This window comes from Facklamia sp. P13064, assembly GCF_050409425.1.
GTDB lineage: Bacteria > Bacillota > Bacilli > Lactobacillales > Aerococcaceae > Facklamia.
This window is the reverse complement of record NZ_JBNUPM010000021.1, coordinates 1-18,717: the sequence shown is the minus strand read 5'-3', so window position 1 is coordinate 18,717 and position 18,717 is coordinate 1. Positions and strand designations below refer to the sequence as shown.

The following is an 18,717-nucleotide window of genomic DNA, read 5'->3' as shown; positions in this document are numbered from 1 at the left end:
ATAGTGGGACATTTTGATTTGTGTTCTCTTGAGACATTATCATTTACGTTTAACATAAATAATAGTCTATACATTCAAAACTTGACCAAATTTACTATAAAAGGTATATTTATTTTTTATAGTAAAAATTACGAGGAGGATCAGAATGGAACAGAATCAAGGACTGTTTAAAAAGCTCAGTGTCTTAATCTTAATGTTTATATTGCTTTTGCCTGTTAAAATGATTGTAGGTGCTGAAGACAAGAAGTTATCAACTATTAATAGTGAACAGATCCAAGAAGGACTTGAAGATCCTGGTGTTTTAAAAGTAGGAATGGAAGCTAATTATTCACCTTTTAACTGGTCGCAACCTTCTCTAGTAAATGGAGCGCTCCCTATTTCTAACTCTAAAGGAGAGTTTGGCAATGGCTATGATGTCCACATCGCACAAGAGTTAGCGCAACAGTTAGGTTTGGAATTAGAAATTGTAAAATTAGAGTGGGATGGTCTACCTCCAGCTTTAAATTCTGGTAAGGTAGATGCTATCATTGCTGGCATGTCGGTCACACCAGAGCGTAAGAAGGAAATTGACTTTTCTGATAATTATTATGAAAGTCAGATGGTCCTGGTAGTTCGCAAAGATTCTGATTTTGTCGATGCTCAATCCATCGAAGATTTTTCAAACGCTAAAGTAACCGCTCAGCTAAATACCTTCCATTATGGCTTAATCGATCAAATACCTAATGTCCAGAAAGGGACAGCTTTGGATTCTTTTCCAACCATGATTTCTTCCGTCCTATCAGGTAAAATTGATGCTTATTTATCGGAAGAACCAGGAGCCATGGCTGCTGTAGCTGCTAACACCGACTTAACTTATGTAAAATTTACTAAAGAGAATGGCTTTGATCTGAGTCAGGTAGATACAGGAATCGCGATTGGTTTACGTAAAGGAAGTCCTTTGGTGGAACCAATTAATCAAGTTTTAAGTCAGATTGATGAAGAGGAACGGATAGCATTGATGAAAGAAATGGTAGAACTCAATCAAAGTCAAGAAAACCTTAGCTTTTGGCAAGATGTTCAGGCTTTGTGGGCTAGTTACGGTAATCAATTTATTCGTGGTGCCTTGAACACTCTATTCATTGCGCTGTTTGCAACCATTGTGGGGTCCGTAATTGGACTCTTGATTGCAGTGATCCGTTCGATGAAGGACTTGTTCCAAAAAGGTCGCCCTTCTTATTATTTGTTTAAAGTAGTTGATTTTCTTTTAGTTACCTACATCGAAATTTTTAGAGGAACACCGATGATGGTTCAAGCCATGTTAATTTTTTATGGTCTAAAACTTTTCTTTGATATTGATCTTTCTTCAATGACAGCAGCTTTATTTATTGTTTCAATTAATACAGGTGCCTATCTATCTGAAGTCATGCGTGGAGGTATTCAAGGGGTGGATAAGGGACAATATGAAGGGGCCAAAGCAATTGGTATGACCCACGGACAAACCATGCGACATGTGGTATTACCGCAAGCTGTCTTATCGATTCTACCAACTTTAGGAAATGAGTTTGTGATTAATATCAAAGATACTTCCGTTTTAAATGTTATAGCAGTGACAGAATTGTTCTTTGTTTCCAAGTCTGTCGCAGGATCGACCTATCAGACTTTCCAGACCTTCTTGATTACCTCAGTGATTTATTTTGTTTTAACGTTTACGACCACTCGTATTTTAAATTTAATTGAGAGAAAGATGTCAGGTTCTCATTCTTATACAGTTGTTCAGTCTTCATCCACAGAAGCGGTCAAGGGGGTGAAAACACATGACTAATGAAAATAAAATCTTAGAGATTGCTCACTTATCTAAAAAATTTGGGGACAACTTAGTCTTAAAAGACATTGATTTTAGCGTGAAACAAGGAGAGGTCATCTCTATTATTGGCTCTTCAGGTTCAGGAAAATCAACCCTTCTGAGATGTCTCAATCTTCTAGAGCAACCGAGCGGAGGGGATATTTTTTATAAAGGCAAGTCAGTGATGACCAATCATTACCCTTTGAATCACTATCGAGCAGAAGTGGGAATGGTTTTCCAACAGTTTAACCTTTTTAATAATATGAATGTTTTGAAGAATTGTACCATTGGACAAGTTAAAATCTTGGGACGGACAAAAGAAGAAGCAGAGCAAATTGCTATGGCCAACTTGACTAAGGTGGGCATGGCTCCTTATGTCAATGCGCGTCCTAAACAATTGTCAGGTGGACAACAGCAAAGAGTTGCCATTGCTCGGGCTTTATCAATGGATCCAGAATTATTACTGTTTGATGAGCCGACTTCAGCGCTTGACCCAGAAATGGTAGGAGAGGTATTAGATACCATGACCCAATTAGCAAGAGAGGGTCTGACAATGATAGTAGTGACTCATGAAATGGCTTTTGCCCGTGATGTTTCTAGTCGGGTTGTTTTTATGGACAAAGGTGTAATTGTGGAAGATGGCTTAGCCCAGCAAGTGATTAATGAGCCCCAGCATGAGCGAACTAAATTGTTCCTAAGTCGTTTTCATAAAGAGCAAATGTAAAAATTAATAGACCTAAAAGAGGTGATCTTTATGACCACCTCTTTTAATAAGATCTAATTAGAGCGATGGTGTTATAATAAAAAAGCAGCTAATAAACTTAAAAGATTAAGGATGATGTTATGGAAGCAAAAATACCAACAAGACTCTCAAGGGTGAGCCTGCTCTTAAAAGAAGAGGGCCTAAGTCGGTTAGCTCAATCAAGAGTGGTAGTATTGGGGCTAGGCGGAGTAGGTTCTGCTTGTGCTGAGGCGTTAGCTCGAGGAGGAGTAGGCTATTTAACGATAATTGATGGAGATATTATTGAAGAAAGCAATATTAATCGTCAAGCTTTAGCCTTTTCATCAACCGTGGGTAAGGTTAAAGCAGATGTTATGAAAGCGATGATCGCTGAAATCAATCCGGACTGCCAAGTGGATGCCCGTCAAATATTTCTAACCAAAGAAAATATTGAGGAAATTTTAACTGATCTAGCAGGAGTGGATTATATAATTGATTGTATTGATACTATCTCTCAAAAATTAGAAATTGCAGCCTTTTGTCAAAAAGAAAAATTGCCCTTAATTTCATCTATGGGGGCAGCGAATAAATTAGATCCGACTTACTTAAACTTTAGTAAAATAGAAAAGACCTCTTATTGTCCCCTTTCAAAGATTATACGTCTAGAGTGCCGTAGAAGAGGCATTAAAAATTTAGAGGTTCTTTATTCTAATGAACAACCCTTCAAAGTTGAAAATCCTACTGGCAATACAAAATCACAAACCTTAGGTTCGATGAGTTATATGCCACCAATTATGGGAATGATGCTAGCAGGAAAAGTGATCCGACGTTTGGCAGGGAAGGAAGAATATAAAGTTTGGTAAATCGAAGTAAGAAGGAGAGGAGAGACTATGAATTTATTAGATAGTCACTATCACTTTGATTTTATAAAAGACCAACAGGCTCGTCAGTTATTTTTAGAAACAATTGCTAAAGAAAAGCTTAAAATTGTGGCTCAAACTGTCACACCCTCAGGTTTTATTGAGTTAAAGGATAGCCTCAAAAAAATGGATTGTGATCAAAAGTTTCTGCCTTATTTATCTTTAGGTTTTCATCCTTGGTGGATTAAGTCTAAGGAACAAGCGAATAAGGAGTTAGCTATCTTTCAAGGAGAATTAGACCAATCTCTTTTAATAGGAGAAGTCGGTTTAGATTTTTCGACCAATGGATTGGAAAAAGCGGATGAGGACTTACAGATTTATGTTTTCTCAAACATTCTATCACTATTAGCTGAGCGTTTAAATAATCATTATGTATTATCAATCCACGCAGTACAATCAGCTTCAAAAGTATTGGACTTAATAGAAAGTCATTCTGCTAAGAATATTACGGCAATTTTACACCGCTTTAATGGAACCAGTGATCAATTAACCAGACATCGAGATCAAGGAGGTTATCTATCTGTTCATCCGACGATGTTAAATACAAAAAAAGGACGCGCCTATGTTCAACAAATAGCTGGAGATCACATTTTACTTGAGAGTGATTGGCCAACGGAGGATAAGATTATTTGTGATAGAAAAGAAGTTCAGCATATGGCTAAATCTTTAAAAGAACTTCTTAGGCAAACCGTCATAGATTTATCAGCCATCCGACAAGAAGAGATGGGACCAGTTATCGCTAGGACGCAAGCCAAAATTTATAAAGTATAAAATCACTCTGAAAGGGATAAGCCTAATATGAATATCGAACTTGTTAAGTTAGAGAAAAAACATCAGCTACTATTAATTGAGATGATCGAAGAATGGAAAGAAGATATAGAAAAAAATCAAACAGATGGTTCGCCATCGGCCATCTTTCGTCATGATCCACATGATTTTGGAGGATATATTAAGAGTATAGAAGATAAAGAAGCTGTACACTCAGACCGTGTACCGGATTCGACCTTTTTTTGTCTCGACCGCAATCGGAATGTTTTGGTAGGGGCAGTGAATATTCGCCATTATTTAAATGATGGCCTTTTACTAAAGGGTGGACATATAGGAGACGGTATTCGACCGAGTGAGCGACGCAAAGGTTATGCCACAGCAATGATAGGTTTAGCACTAAAAGAGTGTAAACGAATCGGTATAAAAAGGGTTTTAATGATTTGTAATAAAGAAAATATTGGGTCCGCGAAATCCATTCAAAAAAATGGTGGCGTTTTAGAAAATGAAGTAGTTTATCCTGATGGCACTGTCGATCAAAGGTATTGGATAGAGCTAAGGGATGAATAATGAAGTATTATCTTTTCAAAAATTGTTCTATTTTTTGAGCATACTTAACTAGAAAATGATGAGTTAAAGACAAAGTATGTGGTGAATCGTTAAAAACAACTTGCAAAGGGCTTAAGGTATTTGTTAGAGTAAAAAAGTTAAAAACACAATTAGAAAGGTGACATTATTTTGCATTCGATAAACTTTGAAACATTTAAACGCTTTGCTTTTCCCGTTCATCTTGGAATTATCATGCCCTTAATTATGACTGCCATGCAGGGGCAAGTCGTATTCCCTGAAATGTTAGTTAAACTATCTGTTCTTTTACCCGTTTCAGTAATTCTTGGGGCGTATCTTCTTGATATACCAAAAATGTCTGAGCAATTCAATGAATTACTAGGTATCCAGCATCCAGAATGGTTAAAATTCGTAGTGGGACAATTCCCACCCGCCTTGATCTTTTCTTTTGTCATGGGCTTTCTTGGAGTATGGATGGAAGCGGGCATAAACGGCCAAGCTTTTTTGGGTGTTTTAAAGGGGCTTCCCTTAACAGTTTTTATCTCTATGATTATTCAAATGCTCGTGAGCCTATTGATTGATAAGGGCTATCAAAAATGGTTCTTTTCAAATTAAGCAGTTAATTAAATAGAAAAGAACGGTTAACTAGATAATTCTACTAGTTAACCGTTTTTGATTAAGGAAGATTACTATAAAAAGTAGCGGTTAGAGCTTGAACGGTTAGTGAAACGAGACTGATAGCTATCCAACAAGAGAGGCCAAGTAAAATGGGTTTCTTTCCTTCTCTAATTAGTTCACTTAATTGAGAGTTTAACCCGATAGCCGCCATAGCCATACTGATAAAAAATTTAGCGAGAGTTTTTATCAGGGGAATAAACTTTTCGACGTAACTATAGGTAAATGCATTTGTTGGAAGAAGGTCCACTATGGAAGTGACTAAGGCAGCTAAAATAAAATAGAGAATAAATGTAGGAAGTAAGTGAAAAATAGTGGCTTTTGCGTGTTCATTTTCCTTACGAGCTTGCATCAAAGATAGACCTATCGTAATGGGAATAATGGCTAGTGTTCGTGTTAATTTGACCGTTACTGCAGCAGATAGGATGCCTTCCACTTGATAGAAGCTTTCTGCTGTCGCTGCTGCGGCAGTCACTGAAGAAGTGTCATTAACTGCAGAACCTGCGAAGATAGCAAAACCTTCTGTTCCTAATCCTAAGTTATAACCTAAAGTAGGGAAAATCAAAGCAGCCAGTACATTAAAAATAAAAATAATTGAAATAGCCTGAGCAACATGCTTATCATCTGCTTCAATAACTGGAGCAGTGGCTGCAATTGCAGAACCTCCACAAATAGCTGATCCGACCCCAATTAAAGTCGCTAATTTCGTTTCCATCTTAAATTGCTTATGAAAGAACCAAGCAACCAGTAGCGCAATCGAGATAGTAGCAACTATTACAGGTAAGCTTTTGCTACCAACTTTAATAATCATTGAGAGGTTCAAGGAGAAACCTAATAAAACAACTGCCCATTGTAGGATGTTTTTCGCTGAAAAGCGAATACCGAGATGAAAAATGGCATGATTAGCTAATTGGGGCTGAATGAGACTGATGATCATGCCTATTAAGATAGCAAAGACGGGTGCTCCAATAATCGCCAGTGAAAAGTTTCCAATCGATACACTAGCTAAAAGGCTAGCAAAAATAGCAATCAAGAAACATAAAAGAAGTCCTGGAAGTTTATTTTTTACTGAGTTCATGTAAAGAGATCTCCTTTAATTTTATATCACATCTATCCTACCAAACTTTATTAATTAATAAAATAACAAAAACCCTACTTTTTCTAATAAAGATAGGCGAACTAGTTAGGCATAGAAATAAACAATGCAGATAAGTAGGATAATCGTCCCACAAAGGTGGCAAATAAGAGATATACTAGCTTCTCTTTTATATTGCTTCATTAAGAGTTGATCATAGGAAGTGAGTTTATCTTTAGGAAATTTCCTTCTGCCGATAAGATAGAGTAAGATATTTGAAGAGTTGTTTCCAGCGATATTAAAAATACCCCAAAATTTGGGATGTTTTAACCCTCGCGCCTTAGCATCAATAATAGTCATTTTATAGATGAAGTAAGCTAATAAGCTGCCAGAAGCCAGCGCAATGGTAGCGACAATTACAATTATAAATATTTTGATAGTTTCATTCATTTTTACGCCTCCTATATTCTTTGAATGATTTCATGAATAATGATTCCTGCCGTTATGGCCATTATAATAAAAATAGCAAGTAGCCATTCGACATGGTTAGGCATCAGGTGATGGAGTATGAATAGTGCTAAGATGATAGTTAAACTAATTAAAATAATCTTAAATAAATGTTTGTTACTACGAACTACATTTGAACTTTCTTGATAATGATTAATCAATTTTTCGTCTCCTTTCATCAATTGATCCAGACTGATTTGATAAAGATTGCTAAGGTCTATGACACTCCGAATATCAGGGTAATTTTTCTCGTTTTCCCAATTTGAAACGGATTGCCGAGTTACTCCGATTTTTTCTGCTACTTCTTCTTGAGTTAAATTTGCATGCAAGCGTGCTGTTTTGAGTTGTTGGCCAAGACTCATAATGTCGCCTCCTTCTGTTTTAAATTTAGCATTTTCACTTGATATGTCTAGCGAAAGTCTTTTACATTCGTAAAATAATAGTGGAAAAGATGTTTTACATGACCCTATCATCCATTTTAAGATCTTGATGGGCAAATTTAATCAAAAATTACTAATAAATGATATAATAGGCTCTGTTAAAAAAACTGAAAACACAAAATATCATGTTTGAAGTTAAGTTGGAACGAAAAGAGGGGGATACAATGAACAGGTTAAATTTTTGGTCTAACCAAGTACAGGGAATTCAAACGCTCTATTCTAGTCGTAAACTACGTTTTAGTAAGGAAAATGCCAATGCTTATCAAACCATTTTTAATATCGATCAAAAACTTCCTCTTAGAATTTTAGAAATAGGTTGTGGGCCGGGTGCTTTATGTCAGGTATTAAAAGATTGGTACCCGAATGCCAATGTAATTGGATTAGACCGCGATCACAACTTTATAGAATTTGCTAAAGAAAACATTCCTGAAGTTGAATTTTTAGAGGGTGATATTTATAAGCTTCCTTTTGAGGAAAATAGTTTGATGTTATTCTTTCGAATACAGTGGTTGAGCACATTGAAACAAACACTTTCTTTAAAACACAGTATCATTTATTAAAATCCGGAGGAGTCTGTCTTTGTCTCAGTCAAGCTCAAGGGGTCATTCACCAAGCACCGGCTTTGCTTTCTTTTAATGAAGATGAAAATACCTTTTGGCAGCAGATTGAAGTCTTAACAAACGGCCAAGATGATAGTATCCAAACTTTTCAACTAGGTAAGTATAAATTAAACGAGCAAGAATTGCCTCAAATAATGGAAAAGTTTGGTTTCCAAGACGTCTCAATGTCCTATGTTACGACTCATTTGACCCCGGATAATCCACAAGTAAGTGATCGCTTGGCTCATGCGATGATTGAGAGCGACCGTCTCGGTGATCTTGAAATATTGAACAGATTATTCAAGAATCCCCTTTTAAAAGAATTACAAAAAGACATTGAACAAATGATTGCAAAGACCAATCAAAAGTATGATAAAAGATGGGTGCTTTATCAAAAGGGCCAAAACAGTGGGATACGAAGATTTCTACTACCAACGTCCTTAGAGGAATAAAATGAAGCCATTAAAACTTATTGAAAGATCTTTTTTCTTTCACTAAGTTTTTGGTGATTGTAATTAGTGCTTCAACTTGTTACTATTTATTGAGATATGGAGGAGTAGCAATGAGAAATTTAGATTTATTAAACGGTAAGATATTTAAAACAATGTTGAAATTATCGACGCCTTTAATGTTAACTGCTTTTATTCAAATGACTTACACTTTAACCGATATTGCCTGGATTGGAAGACTCTCTACTGAGGCTGTAGCTGCAGCAGGACAAGTTGGCTTTGCTTTGTGGATTGCTTCGAGTTTGATGTTGATCCCTCGAATTGGAATGAGTGTCCTGACGGCACAAGCCTATGGGGCACGAGATGAAAAGACAGCACGCTCTTATATTAACAATGGTTTTTGGTTAGCCCTTATAATGGGACTTGCTTTTGGAGGCCTCTTAATTTTATTTAAAGATCCCTTTATTAATTTCTTCCAATTAGAAGATGACGTCAATCAACTGACTGAAGAATATTTGATTGTGATTGCTTCGGGTGTTTTTTTATTTTTTATTAACCCTGTTATATCTGGAGCCTATAATAGTTTAGGTAATAGTAAAACACCTTTTGCCGTCAATACTCTCGGACTGGTTATTAATATTATCTTAGATCCCATCTTAATTTTTGGCTTAGGGCCTCTTCCAGCCCTAGGGATTAAAGGGGCTGCTATGGCAACTATTTTTGCTCAGTTTATGGTATTTATTTTGTATCTTTATGCTATTTATCGCCAAGGAGATTTACTTTACCGCAGTCGCATCCACTTGTGGTCATTTAACAGTAAGAATCTAGGGCAAATCATTAAAGTAGGACTACCACCTTCTATTCAGTCGAATGCACACGCTTTAGTCAGTGTGTTACTAAATCGTTATGTTGCTTCCTATGGTGCTATGCCTTTAGCTGTTACCAGTGTGGGGTCAAACATTGAATCCATTTCATGGATGACCACTGAAGGTTTTGCAGTAGCGATTACGGCTATGGTAGGGCAGAATTATGGAGCTAAACTTTATGAACGAGTAGAAGGGATTTATCAAACGACCATTCGCTCCTTATTAGCCATTGGTTCATTTGCGACCTTAGTTCTTATCGTATTTAGAATGCAGTTCTTCAAGCTATTTATACCAGATGACCAGCAAGCTATCGCTTTAGGAGCTGTTTATTTACTTGTCTTTGGTTTAAGCCAATTATTTATGAGTTTTGAAATTGGTGGAAGTGGCTTCCTTAACGGTTTAGGAAATACTCAAGCCCCTGCAACTGTGAATACTGTTTGTAATTTGTTGAGAATCCCATTTGCTTGGCTGTTTATGCCTAATTATGGTGTGGTTGGAGTTTGGATTGCTATGTCTCTTTCCACTGCTTTAAAAGGAATAATTATTTACTTATTAGCCCGTAAGAATTGGAAAAAGCTCTACCTGTCTCATGCTAATTAGACATAAGAAAGTAGAGCTTAAATTAATTAATTATTCTCTTTTAAATTTGACACCCAATCTTTAGCATCTTGCACAATTTGAGGCGTAATTTGATGGGTATGTACCCATTCAATGGATAGGTCTGCTTGAACGTTTGTTAATTTTTTAATTAAGTCATTGTTTGCTTGCATACTACAGATTGGATCTGCCTCACCCATGGATAAGAAGAGTTGATGATTTGATAAATCTTTCTGCTGATCAATGGCCATAGGGTAGAGTGGGGCAAATAAAATTCCTTTATTAAAGCTTTCTGGATAGTGAATTAAGATATTTAAAGCAATATTAGATCCGTTTGAGAAGCCAATGAATAATACTTTACTTAAATCAAATCCTTTTTCACTACTCATCTTTTTGATGAATTCAACAAGCTCATCACTTCTTTCCGCTAGATCTTCTAAATCATAGAGACCTTCGGCCTTCCGTTTAAAATAACGGAGGGCTCCATTTTCGTTAACAGTTCCTCTTATAGAGAGAATATTAGCTGAAGATGAGATTTCTTTGGCTAAAGGAATAAGGTTAGTTTCGTCTCCTCCTGTACCGTGTAACAGGACAAAAGTGTATTCAGCATTATCAGCTGCGTGATAGATATATTCCATAATTACCTCCTACTTTGGTCTTTCAAGTTGAATGGTCTGTCCTAAAGTTGCATAATCATTACCCGCTAAACGACTGATCGGTTTTAACTGATCAGCAAGCACATAAGAATTCTGGTAAACTTCCTCAGAAAGATGGAAATGTACTACTCGCATCAAGAATAAGTCAGCTGAAACTTCTTTACCATTTGATGATGGGATCTCGATGTGTTGGTGTAATACTGTTTCATACCTTACTTTCATCTCAGCTATACCAGGCGTTTGAATTGTTTGACTGCTAGCAAGAGTGAATTGGGTTAAATCCAATTCACTCTTATTTTTTGGCAAATTGCTAGCTGTCAAATTGACTTCTTGTAAATTTTCTTGGTCTACGATGTGGAAAACGGCTTCTTTATTAGCTAGGATGTTTCGAGCGGTATCCTTCATCTTACCTTTTCTTTGAATGGACACCATGAGGATGGGTGGATTGTAAGCTACCATATTAAAGTAGGAAAAGGGTGCTAAATTTAAGCTTTGATCGTCATTTTGTGTGGCTATCATTGTAACAGGTCTAGGGATGACTGAACCAATTAAAACCTTATACTGATCTTTAGGTGATAAGTCTGTAACTTTATAAGATAACATATTATCTACTCGCCTAATTCACTATAAATTTAGGCAAAGATGACTCGATTTCTGAACGCTTAGACTCAAACTGTTCAGGTAGTTTTAATTGACTACCTAAATGATCGAAATCTTCATCTACTTGGAAGCCAGGTTCTTTAGTAGCAAATTCGAAAATGATGCCACCTTTTTCTCTTAAATAAATCGATTTAAAGTATTTACGATCTTTGACAGGAGTCAGATGATAATTCGCTTCTTTTAAATGGTCATGCCAAGCTTGAAGGTCAGTCAATCGATCAACTGACCAGGCTACATGATGAACAGTGCTTATGCCAAAACGTCCTAGTGGTTGTGCCTTTTTTAAAAGTAACACACGGTGTTTTTCAGGTCCACTTAATTCGATGTGTAGGTATTCGTCAGCTTCTTCAACCAATTTGGCCCCCATTTCACGTGTTAACAAGTCAAGAGTCCCTTGAGGGTTGGTAGATAGGAGTACCAAGCCATAGAAACCGATAATTTCATTATTGTCTGAGCTTGTCTCTGCTTCGACTAAAGCAATATCTAGATCATGAGGATCTGAAAATTCTAAAGTGGCTGCAGAGAACATATTACTCTTATGATAAGTAATCTCATGTTTTTCTAATTGATTTTGCCAAGCTGTGAGGCTGCCCTTAGGGATAGAAAAAGCAATTCTTCCGACTTGCCCCCCGCCTTTTGTCCCTTTATGGTCATTATCCCATGGGAAGAAGGTCATAATTGTTCCATTATCAACCTTCGAATTCGCAAAATAGGTATGATAAACAGAAGGGTCATCAAAATTGACAGTTTGCTTAACAAGTTTTAAACCGAGGACTTTTGTATAAAAATCGTAGTTTTCTTGCACATTACCCACTATGGCACTAATATGATGAATACTTTGAATTTTATCAACCATGATTTATTCCCCTTTCCAAACAGTATCAAATGGGCGAACTTGACTTTCGATTGATTCTCTTTGACCTTCTAAGAATGGTGGTAAAGATAAGATTTCACCCAGATTCTCATAAGATTCGTCTCCCATAAAGCCAGGTCCATCAGTAGAGATTTCAATTAAAATGTGACCGATGCGAGCGTATAAAGCCTTAAAGTAATAGCGATCAACCAAACCAGAATTTCCAATTTCTAATTTTTGGTAACGATCTGCCCAAGCTTGAATCGCTTCGTCATCGGCTACTCGGAAGGATACGTGGTGAACAAGTCCATAACCTTGCTGCACTTGTGGAGTTTCAACGTCTTTGCGTAGAATAACTTGACCACCGTGTCCGCCTTCACCAACTTCTAAGAGTGCAACATCGTCATGTTCTTCGACAATACGCATTTCATAGATAGTTGTTAAGGCAGCTTTGAATTCTTCAAAGTAACCGACAGTAATTTCAATAGGCCCAAGGCCGTAAATAGCAAATTCTTCAGGAATAGGACCGTTTTTCCAAGGAATTCCTCCAGGGATACCCTCATTATTTTCATCTGAGAAGATTTGATAGGCTTGGCCATCTTCTTCTTCAAAAGCTAATACTTTGCTACCGAATAATTCTTTAATACCTTCATGTTTAACATTTTTTTCTTCAAAACGTTTTAAGTAATATTCTAAAGCCTCATCAGATTTTACACGCAAACCAATACGGGAAATTGAGTTTGTTCCTTTAACGCCTTCTGGTAAGTTAGGAAAATCAAAGAAAGTTACATCCGTACCAGCATTTCCACGGTCATCAGCAAAAAAAGTGTGATAAGTATGGATATCATCTTGGTTAACTGTTTTCTTAACCAAACGTAAGCCTAAAGTTTTTGTCATAAAGTCATAGTTTCTTTCTGCGCTATTTGTCATAGCTGTCACGTGGTGGATTCCTAATAAGTTGTTCATAAAATTTCCTCCTTTAAATTTAGAGAGTCAAAGCATTTAATAAGATTCGATTTTGTTATCTCGAATTCGAATTAAATTTAACATGAATGAACAGAAAATGCAAGCATTTTGTCTCGAATTTTACATTTCGCATTGTTTTATTATTTATTGAATGGTTTTAGTATAAAATAAGAGTGTGATGTTGATAAGGAATGTGTCTTGCAGTCAGTCTGTAATTTGCTAAAAGTGTGACGATCGAAATGTTATCTTATGATAATGAAGATTTTGTAGCTTTTAGTCAGCTGAAAGTCAAATCGAGAGCGAAGCTTATAAAAGTAGAAAGTGAAACTTAATTTAGAAAGTGCATTAGGGATATGGGAATTGCAAAAAATGCAATCATTGAGCTTGTTAAATTGGCACCTTTAGGAGATCCACTCGAAATTCGAGTGAGAGGTTATCAACTTTCGATTCGTAAGAGTGAAGCTGAATTAATTTAAACAACCCTTTTATCGGGAGGAGCGAATCATGCGTAAAATTACCTTATTAGCTAATCTTAACTGTGGGAAGACCACACTTTTTAATCTGCTCACCGGATCTAATCAAAAGGTCGGAAATTGGCCGAGCGTGACGATTGATAAAAAGAGGGCTAATTTTAAACGAATCCTACCACGGTCATCGTTGATTTACCAGGCATTTTTTACCTTCCTATATAAAAGAAACTTTGTCACACGATTATCTATTAGATGAGCAGGCTGATATGATTTAAATGTAGTAGATGGGAATAGATTTGAAAGAAGTTTTTATTTAACTATCCAATTATTAGAGTTAGGAATCCCACTGGTTATTGTAGTGAATAGGGCAGCATAAGTTAAAAAAAGCATTGGATTAGATTCAATAGTTTTATCAGAATTCTTTCATTAAGTTGTTCTTTTCATTTCTGTTAATGAATTTTAAAACCCTTATGATTCTTTTCATAATTGTAGGAGGTTTAATTTATCTCCTAAAAAAGAATGGTAATCTTTTAAAGCCGGAAAGAACAAGTGGACATCTTGTACTGTAACGGATTGTCCTTTGGCCGGATTGAATGTTAAAACACCCACCAATATAGTAGGATGTTCCTGTGATAAAGTATCTGATGAAGAGCGACTAGTTATTCAAAGAGAAATTGCTCAGGCCAAAGTTAAATTTCAAAAAAATTAATAACTAACAGCTCTACTCTTTATATTGGTTTAGGCTGTTTTTGAATTAAAATAGAAATTTCCGTTCTTGACTTGACCGACTTTGAAAAGTATGAGACTCTAAAAAAGAAATAATAAAATAGAGAGGGCGTTTTGGATGCGAGATTTATCTTTTTTTAAAAAATCGATAATAATACTTACACTGATCAGTCTTGTAAATCTTTTGTATCCATATCAAGTCCTGGCTTTGGAGGCTTACTATTCTAAAAGTATTTATGTTTATAATTTAACAGAAGACAAAACCGAGTTGTCTTTAAAAGCCAACGTCTCTCGTAAACCTGCTTCCTTAGTAAAAATTATGACAACACTTGTTGCACTAGAACATATCGATAATCTATCAGCCTATGCTCCAGTGGATGAAGCCAGTTACTATCAGGCCATAGAAGAAGGCGCAGCTATGGCGGGTTATTATCCTTATGAGTCAACCACTTTTCGTGATTTGCTCTATGGCACCATGCTTCCTTCAGGAGCTGAAAGTGCAAATTCATTAGCACTTAATGTAGCCGGATCCAAAAAGACTTTTATTAAGTGGATGAATGAAAAAGCTGAAGAATTAAAATTAAAAAAAACTAAGTTTAAAAGCGTGGATGGCATGGATCAAGCAGGTCAAGTAACTACTGCTAAGGAAATCGCTATGTTATTGAAAGAAGCTTTAAAAAATGGTCATTTTGAAGCAATCTTTAAACGTAAAGACTATTTATCGACGGCAACTAATGCCCATCCCTCAGGTGTTTATATGGAAAGTACTGTTTTCAAAAAATTGCGGGAATTTTATCAAGACGGTTTTGAGATTACTGGTGGCAAATCTGGTACTACCTATGGAGCCGGCTTATGCTGGGCCACTTTAGCTGAAAAAGATGGTAAAGAATATATAGTGGTTGTCATGGGTTCAGAATTAAATGATCTTAATAACCGAGTAGAAGGACAAGTGCTGGATACAATTAAAATTCTTTCAGAACTATAGTAAAAAACGTAAGAAAACTTATAAATAATATTAAAAAGGACTCTCAAAGTGTACTGACCTCCTAAATCCGGATACGGAATTAGGAGGTCATATGTATGTCTAAAGATAATTTTGACTGGCGATTAAAGGTAGTAATAGAAAAGGAAAAGGGTGACAAGCGATGGAAGAAAAGAGCCATCGCGAAGATATGGATTGAGTTTTGCAAGCTTCAGGAATTAATTGTTTATCAGAAACTGCTTTAGAGTCTTTTCTAAAGTGTGGGATAGCTTCAATGTTAATGAGGGTAAAATGTTCAAACTTATAACGCTATTCCATCGTTTTCAAGAGGTGAATTTATAGTAGATAATCCCGAAGACATAAAGAAAGTTCATGAGCTAGACTTAGAAACGGGGCAAAGGCTGTTCCCTGGTCGACAAGTTTTAGTAGTTACACAAGCAGACAACGAAAACGCATTCCTATATAATCACATTGTTATAAACAACCCGAATCCAATTGGTGTATCAAACTATCAGGATCTAATAATCGTTGGGTAAATATACAGCCTAAGCACGACGAAATACTAGGAGAATTTGGTGCGAATGTAATTACTTATCAAAAGATAAAGCGATTAATTGTAGAACGATTAGCGAAATTAAAACTGCTGACAAGGGTAAATGTGTTTGGAAAGACGATTTAAGAGAGAATCCTAGAATCCCTAGCCAATTCTGAAGTTGTGACCATGAAGAAGTTTAAAGAGGATATATTATTAAATTATAAAGTAGATGCGAGGGAACGAAAGCATGGTAATTTATCCTATTAATTTATAGATGAAGATTTTATAGAGCAAAAAATAAGAGCTGATAAATTGGGAACTCTTTATGCTAAAGAAAAACTTCACTTAGCTATTGAATGAAATACGCAAGGTCAACCAAAGCCCGCAGGAAAGAAAACTGCACAAAAGAAATCGTCAGCAATAAAACGCTCACCAATCACACAAACGTCTCTAATAAACGTACAAGTGGTAGAAAACGACGGAAACAAAGATTATAGCGATCTGTTCAAAGAAGAACCTACACAAACAACAAAAAAGTTAAGAAGAAGGTTAAACCTAAAAAAGAAGATATACCAGCTTTTAAACCAGCAAATAATAAAGATTTTTACGATGTAAAGAGAAAGTCTGCTAAATCGATAGAAGACGTACAAAAAATAGTAAAAGAAAGATACGAGGAAACTTTGATAGATAGCAAGTACAAAGAAACACTAGAATATAAGATAACTAAAGCCAAGGAGGAAGAAGCAAAAAAACAAGAACTATGTGATAGATAATTATTTGCTTAATATCAAAAAATAAAAGTAGTTCTCAAAAGCTGAAAACTACTTTAAACAAATATTAACTTTACAACTTAAGACAGCTAACTAGCTTGAATACTCTGAGGACAGCCACCAAATAAAGGTAAATAAGTGAGTAAACTTATAACAGCCGTAAGAATACCAGCTATTTTATAAAACTTCTTTTTTCATTCATCACTTTCCTTATACCAAAGAAAGACAAAAATACCTAATAATATAGAAGCTAACACTAAAATATTTTAAAATTAGAAAAAAAGAATTCATTAAAAGTTAGTTTTTAACTCTAACTTTTTGGAATCACCTTATAGCCACTTTGATGTGGCTGTTTTTATCTAGTTTAAAGCTTTTTTATAGATTGCTCTGGATACTTTCAACGTATGATTTTTGTGTTCACCAATTTTAGTAAATTTATTGGCCTTAAGTTAATTGACTAGATAGTTGATATATTATGCTTTAAGATCAATTTCTGTAAGCTAGCAGGCAATCCAATTGGCTGGAAGAAATTGCGTGTGGTTTCAATAGCTGTTTTTTCTTCTCGTCTGATCTTTTTTAACCGTTAAAACTTTACTAATGATGATTGAGAAGGTATCGATAGGATTACCATTAAAAGCAGCAGTCATAAATTACTCCCACCAATGACTGCCCCCCTCCTGTGGTTAAAATAAAGTTCAAGCTTTCAGATTTTATTTTATCTACTGTTTTCAGAAGTTTTTCATAATATGAGATTGCACACAATCTCATAGACTTCACTCCAGTGACTTTGCCTCAGAATGATTACTATTTTATCGAAGCTAGCAACTTTTAGACAGTTTCTCAGCCAAAAAATGATTAATACTCTGCTATTATTGGGAATTGACTGGACAATAATGTGTCCTAATTAAATGAGAAATGTGATGGACTATAAAATATGAAGTTTCTAATCGTCATAGCTAAGCCTTCTGTTATTTAATTTTTAAAGTAACAATCTTTTAAAAGCACTTTTAACGCTTATCGGATCTAATAATGCTATACTGAGAATTCGAGCTGATCATTTAGTCGGTTGATACTAAAGATAGAAAGGAAATATCTATGTGTACAGGAATTAAAATTAATTACCCCGGCGGACATGTTGCAGGACGAACAATGGATCTGGAAGCACCCGTTGACTACAATATACTTTACTTGCCTAAGGGGTATCCGGTAGCTGAAAATTTGCTAGGCGGCTTTCACCATTCTCAATATAAGATGCTTGGAGTTGGTTTTCGAAATATGGACCCTTTAAAGGATGGGGTCAATGAGCATGGTCTGATTGGAATCACCAATGATTTTGGAGGATTTGGCTTATATGATAATCAAGTAGATAAAAAGAAGAACAATGTTTCTGCTTTTTATTTTATGAATTATATCTTAGGTAATTGTCGCAATGTTGATGAAGTTTTAGCGATTTTACCGACCGTTCACATCTCAAGTCATGATATGAATGGAAATAAAGTCATCACACCAATTTTCCACTTTATGTTTTCAGACAGTCAGCAAAACTGCATTGTGGTTGAGCCTGAAAAGAAAAAACTAAAAGTCTACCAAAATCCTTATGGTGTCATGACCAATGCACCAAAATTTCCTTCTCATCAAAAACTCTTGCAAACTACTTTTAATCAAGAAAATTTGAACCAATTTAATGCTGCTAAAGACCTACCTGGTGGATATGATCCAAAATCACGTTTTTTAAAAGCTTATTATCTAGCACAACAAACACTTGATAATCATGACAGTCAGTCTGCCTTTGGCAATCTTTACCGCGTCTTATCTTCTGTTGCTTTACCTAAAGGCTTTATCCCTAACAAAAAATATCATTCTTACACACATACTGTTTATTTATCTGCTTATGATAGTCCATCAAGAAGGTTGACCATTCAATCCGCTCAAAATCAAATGGTTTATTCAATAGTTTTTGATGACATCGAAGATTTAAATCAAAGACAGGCTATATTCTTGCCGGCTGGATTTACTTATCAAACACTTAAATAAATTAAAAGGCTCTTTGTCAAATAGGGTTGATGAGTAGGTGAGGTAACCGACTGGTTACTTCA

General features: G+C 35.7%; 19 protein-coding genes and 3 pseudogenes. 15 read left to right on the top strand and 7 right to left on the bottom strand.

Annotated features, from left to right (window positions below; translation table 11 throughout):
* Positions 1-145: 145 nt before the first annotated feature.
* The 6 genes from ACQV2S_RS07905 to ACQV2S_RS07880 all read left to right on the top strand — a co-directional run bounded on the left by ACQV2S_RS07905 (position 146) and on the right by ACQV2S_RS07880 (position 5,410).
* Positions 146-1,801, top strand: a complete 1,656-nt coding sequence (locus tag ACQV2S_RS07905; protein WP_428875797.1) for an ABC transporter substrate-binding protein/permease — start codon at positions 146-148, stop codon at positions 1,799-1,801.
* Complete coding sequence (locus ACQV2S_RS07900) at positions 1,794-2,546, top strand: amino acid ABC transporter ATP-binding protein (RefSeq protein WP_428881652.1); 753 nt, start codon at positions 1,794-1,796, stop codon at positions 2,544-2,546. The genes ACQV2S_RS07905 and ACQV2S_RS07900 overlap by 8 nt, the downstream gene beginning before the upstream one ends.
* A 119-nt stretch (positions 2,547-2,665) precedes the next feature.
* Positions 2,666-3,406 carry a tRNA threonylcarbamoyladenosine dehydratase gene (locus ACQV2S_RS07895; protein ID WP_428875795.1) on the top strand — a complete coding sequence of 247 codons (741 nt, stop codon included), beginning with the start codon at positions 2,666-2,668 and terminating at the stop codon, positions 3,404-3,406.
* A 27-nt stretch (positions 3,407-3,433) separates the two neighbouring features.
* Positions 3,434-4,234, top strand: coding sequence for a TatD family hydrolase (locus ACQV2S_RS07890; RefSeq protein WP_428881654.1), 801 nt, complete (start codon positions 3,434-3,436; stop codon positions 4,232-4,234).
* A gap of 27 nt (positions 4,235-4,261) precedes the next feature.
* Positions 4,262-4,798, top strand: coding sequence for a GNAT family N-acetyltransferase (locus tag ACQV2S_RS07885; RefSeq protein WP_428874914.1), 537 nt, complete (start codon positions 4,262-4,264; stop codon positions 4,796-4,798).
* A 168-nt stretch (positions 4,799-4,966) separates the two neighbouring features.
* On the top strand, positions 4,967-5,410 hold the full coding sequence (locus ACQV2S_RS07880; RefSeq protein ID WP_428875791.1) for a hypothetical protein: 444 nt from the start codon (positions 4,967-4,969) through the stop codon (positions 5,408-5,410).
* A gap of 61 nt (positions 5,411-5,471) precedes the next feature.
* Here the strand turns inward: ACQV2S_RS07880 and ACQV2S_RS07875 are convergent, their stop codons facing one another.
* From ACQV2S_RS07875 to ACQV2S_RS07865, 3 genes are all read right to left on the bottom strand, one after another.
* Positions 5,472-6,548 (bottom strand): YeiH family protein, encoded by a 1,077-nt coding sequence (locus ACQV2S_RS07875; protein WP_428885324.1) that lies wholly within the window; start codon positions 6,546-6,548, stop codon positions 5,472-5,474.
* 105 nt (positions 6,549-6,653) lie between these two features.
* Positions 6,654-6,995, bottom strand: a complete 342-nt coding sequence (locus ACQV2S_RS07870; protein ID WP_428881657.1) for a hypothetical protein — start codon at positions 6,993-6,995, stop codon at positions 6,654-6,656.
* A gap of 11 nt (positions 6,996-7,006) precedes the next feature.
* Positions 7,007-7,414, bottom strand: coding sequence for a helix-turn-helix domain-containing protein (locus ACQV2S_RS07865; protein ID WP_428872707.1), 408 nt, complete (start codon positions 7,412-7,414; stop codon positions 7,007-7,009).
* A 242-nt stretch (positions 7,415-7,656) separates the two neighbouring features.
* On the opposite strand from ACQV2S_RS07865, the gene ACQV2S_RS07860 reads away from it, so the two are divergent.
* The 3 genes from ACQV2S_RS07860 to ACQV2S_RS07850 all read left to right on the top strand — a co-directional run bounded on the left by ACQV2S_RS07860 (position 7,657) and on the right by ACQV2S_RS07850 (position 10,006).
* Complete coding sequence (locus tag ACQV2S_RS07860) at positions 7,657-8,052, top strand: class I SAM-dependent methyltransferase (RefSeq protein WP_428885323.1); 396 nt, start codon at positions 7,657-7,659, stop codon at positions 8,050-8,052.
* A complete protein-coding gene (locus tag ACQV2S_RS07855) occupies positions 7,998-8,543 on the top strand; it encodes a hypothetical protein (RefSeq protein WP_428885322.1) in 546 nt (181 codons plus the stop codon). The genes ACQV2S_RS07860 and ACQV2S_RS07855 overlap by 55 nt, the downstream gene beginning before the upstream one ends.
* Before the next feature lie 110 nt (positions 8,544-8,653).
* Positions 8,654-10,006 carry an MATE family efflux transporter gene (locus tag ACQV2S_RS07850; RefSeq protein ID WP_428872711.1) on the top strand — a complete coding sequence of 451 codons (1,353 nt, stop codon included), beginning with the start codon at positions 8,654-8,656 and terminating at the stop codon, positions 10,004-10,006.
* Between the two features lie 26 nt (positions 10,007-10,032).
* Here ACQV2S_RS07850 and ACQV2S_RS07845 read toward each other — a convergent pair whose 3' ends face one another.
* Genes ACQV2S_RS07845 through ACQV2S_RS07830 form a run of 4 tightly spaced genes read right to left on the bottom strand, consistent with a single transcriptional unit; the run spans position 10,033 to position 13,138 of the window.
* Positions 10,033-10,641, bottom strand: a complete 609-nt coding sequence (locus ACQV2S_RS07845; protein ID WP_428885321.1) for an alpha/beta hydrolase — start codon at positions 10,639-10,641, stop codon at positions 10,033-10,035.
* Positions 10,642-10,650: 9 nt separating this feature from the next.
* Positions 10,651-11,262 carry a flavin reductase family protein gene (locus tag ACQV2S_RS07840; protein WP_428872713.1) on the bottom strand — a complete coding sequence of 204 codons (612 nt, stop codon included), beginning with the start codon at positions 11,260-11,262 and terminating at the stop codon, positions 10,651-10,653.
* A 13-nt stretch (positions 11,263-11,275) separates the two neighbouring features.
* On the bottom strand, positions 11,276-12,175 hold the full coding sequence (locus ACQV2S_RS07835; protein ID WP_428885320.1) for a VOC family protein: 900 nt from the start codon (positions 12,173-12,175) through the stop codon (positions 11,276-11,278).
* 3 nt (positions 12,176-12,178) lie between these two features.
* A complete protein-coding gene (locus ACQV2S_RS07830; RefSeq protein ID WP_428872715.1) occupies positions 12,179-13,138 on the bottom strand; it encodes a VOC family protein in 960 nt (319 codons plus the stop codon).
* 335 nt (positions 13,139-13,473) lie between these two features.
* On the opposite strand from ACQV2S_RS07830, the pseudogene ACQV2S_RS07825 reads away from it, so the two are divergent.
* The 6 genes and pseudogenes from ACQV2S_RS07825 to ACQV2S_RS07800 form a co-directional block, all read left to right on the top strand.
* Positions 13,474-13,614 (top strand): annotated as a pseudogene (locus tag ACQV2S_RS07825) (FeoA family protein); the annotation flags it as partial.
* Between the two features lie 28 nt (positions 13,615-13,642).
* Positions 13,643-13,984: pseudogene (locus tag ACQV2S_RS07820) on the top strand (FeoB small GTPase domain-containing protein).
* A gap of 468 nt (positions 13,985-14,452) precedes the next feature.
* The gene (locus tag ACQV2S_RS07815) at positions 14,453-15,319 is read left to right on the top strand and encodes a D-alanyl-D-alanine carboxypeptidase family protein (RefSeq protein WP_428885319.1); all 867 of its coding nucleotides are present in this window, start codon (positions 14,453-14,455) and stop codon (positions 15,317-15,319) included.
* 95 nt (positions 15,320-15,414) lie between these two features.
* Entirely contained in the window at positions 15,415-15,561 is a 147-nt protein-coding gene (locus ACQV2S_RS07810) for a hypothetical protein (protein WP_428875785.1), read from the top strand.
* 60 nt (positions 15,562-15,621) lie between these two features.
* A pseudogene (locus ACQV2S_RS07805) lies at positions 15,622-15,852 on the top strand (hypothetical protein); the annotation flags it as partial.
* Positions 15,853-17,716: 1,864 nt separating this feature from the next.
* The gene (locus tag ACQV2S_RS07800) at positions 17,717-18,655 is read left to right on the top strand and encodes a linear amide C-N hydrolase (RefSeq protein WP_428885317.1); all 939 of its coding nucleotides are present in this window, start codon (positions 17,717-17,719) and stop codon (positions 18,653-18,655) included.
* Positions 18,656-18,717: the final 62 nt, after the last annotated feature.

What these genes read in the sequence shown, in the direction of transcription:
- ACQV2S_RS07875 (WP_428885324.1), bottom strand. Translation starts at nt 6,548, where the DNA reads ATGAACTCAGTAAAAAATAAACTTCCAGGACTTCTTTTATGTTTCTTG.
- ACQV2S_RS07850 (WP_428872711.1), top strand. Translation starts at nt 8,654, where the DNA reads ATGAGAAATTTAGATTTATTAAACGGTAAGATATTTAAAACAATGTTG.
- ACQV2S_RS07835 (WP_428885320.1), bottom strand. Translation starts at nt 12,175, where the DNA reads ATGGTTGATAAAATTCAAAGTATTCATCATATTAGTGCCATAGTGGGT.
- ACQV2S_RS07870 (WP_428881657.1), bottom strand. Translation starts at nt 6,995, where the DNA reads ATGAATGAAACTATCAAAATATTTATAATTGTAATTGTCGCTACCATT.
- ACQV2S_RS07845 (WP_428885321.1), bottom strand. Translation starts at nt 10,641, where the DNA reads ATGGAATATATCTATCACGCAGCTGATAATGCTGAATACACTTTTGTC.
- ACQV2S_RS07810 (WP_428875785.1), top strand. Translation starts at nt 15,415, where the DNA reads ATGTCTAAAGATAATTTTGACTGGCGATTAAAGGTAGTAATAGAAAAG.
- ACQV2S_RS07800 (WP_428885317.1), top strand. Translation starts at nt 17,717, where the DNA reads ATGTGTACAGGAATTAAAATTAATTACCCCGGCGGACATGTTGCAGGA.
- ACQV2S_RS07865 (WP_428872707.1), bottom strand. Translation starts at nt 7,414, where the DNA reads ATGAGTCTTGGCCAACAACTCAAAACAGCACGCTTGCATGCAAATTTA.
- ACQV2S_RS07890 (WP_428881654.1), top strand. Translation starts at nt 3,434, where the DNA reads ATGAATTTATTAGATAGTCACTATCACTTTGATTTTATAAAAGACCAA.
- ACQV2S_RS07830 (WP_428872715.1), bottom strand. Translation starts at nt 13,138, where the DNA reads ATGAACAACTTATTAGGAATCCACCACGTGACAGCTATGACAAATAGC.
- ACQV2S_RS07895 (WP_428875795.1), top strand. Translation starts at nt 2,666, where the DNA reads ATGGAAGCAAAAATACCAACAAGACTCTCAAGGGTGAGCCTGCTCTTA.
- ACQV2S_RS07860 (WP_428885323.1), top strand. Translation starts at nt 7,657, where the DNA reads ATGAACAGGTTAAATTTTTGGTCTAACCAAGTACAGGGAATTCAAACG.
- ACQV2S_RS07905 (WP_428875797.1), top strand. Translation starts at nt 146, where the DNA reads ATGGAACAGAATCAAGGACTGTTTAAAAAGCTCAGTGTCTTAATCTTA.
- ACQV2S_RS07815 (WP_428885319.1), top strand. Translation starts at nt 14,453, where the DNA reads ATGCGAGATTTATCTTTTTTTAAAAAATCGATAATAATACTTACACTG.
- ACQV2S_RS07840 (WP_428872713.1), bottom strand. Translation starts at nt 11,262, where the DNA reads ATGTTATCTTATAAAGTTACAGACTTATCACCTAAAGATCAGTATAAG.
- ACQV2S_RS07900 (WP_428881652.1), top strand. Translation starts at nt 1,794, where the DNA reads ATGACTAATGAAAATAAAATCTTAGAGATTGCTCACTTATCTAAAAAA.
- ACQV2S_RS07885 (WP_428874914.1), top strand. Translation starts at nt 4,262, where the DNA reads ATGAATATCGAACTTGTTAAGTTAGAGAAAAAACATCAGCTACTATTA.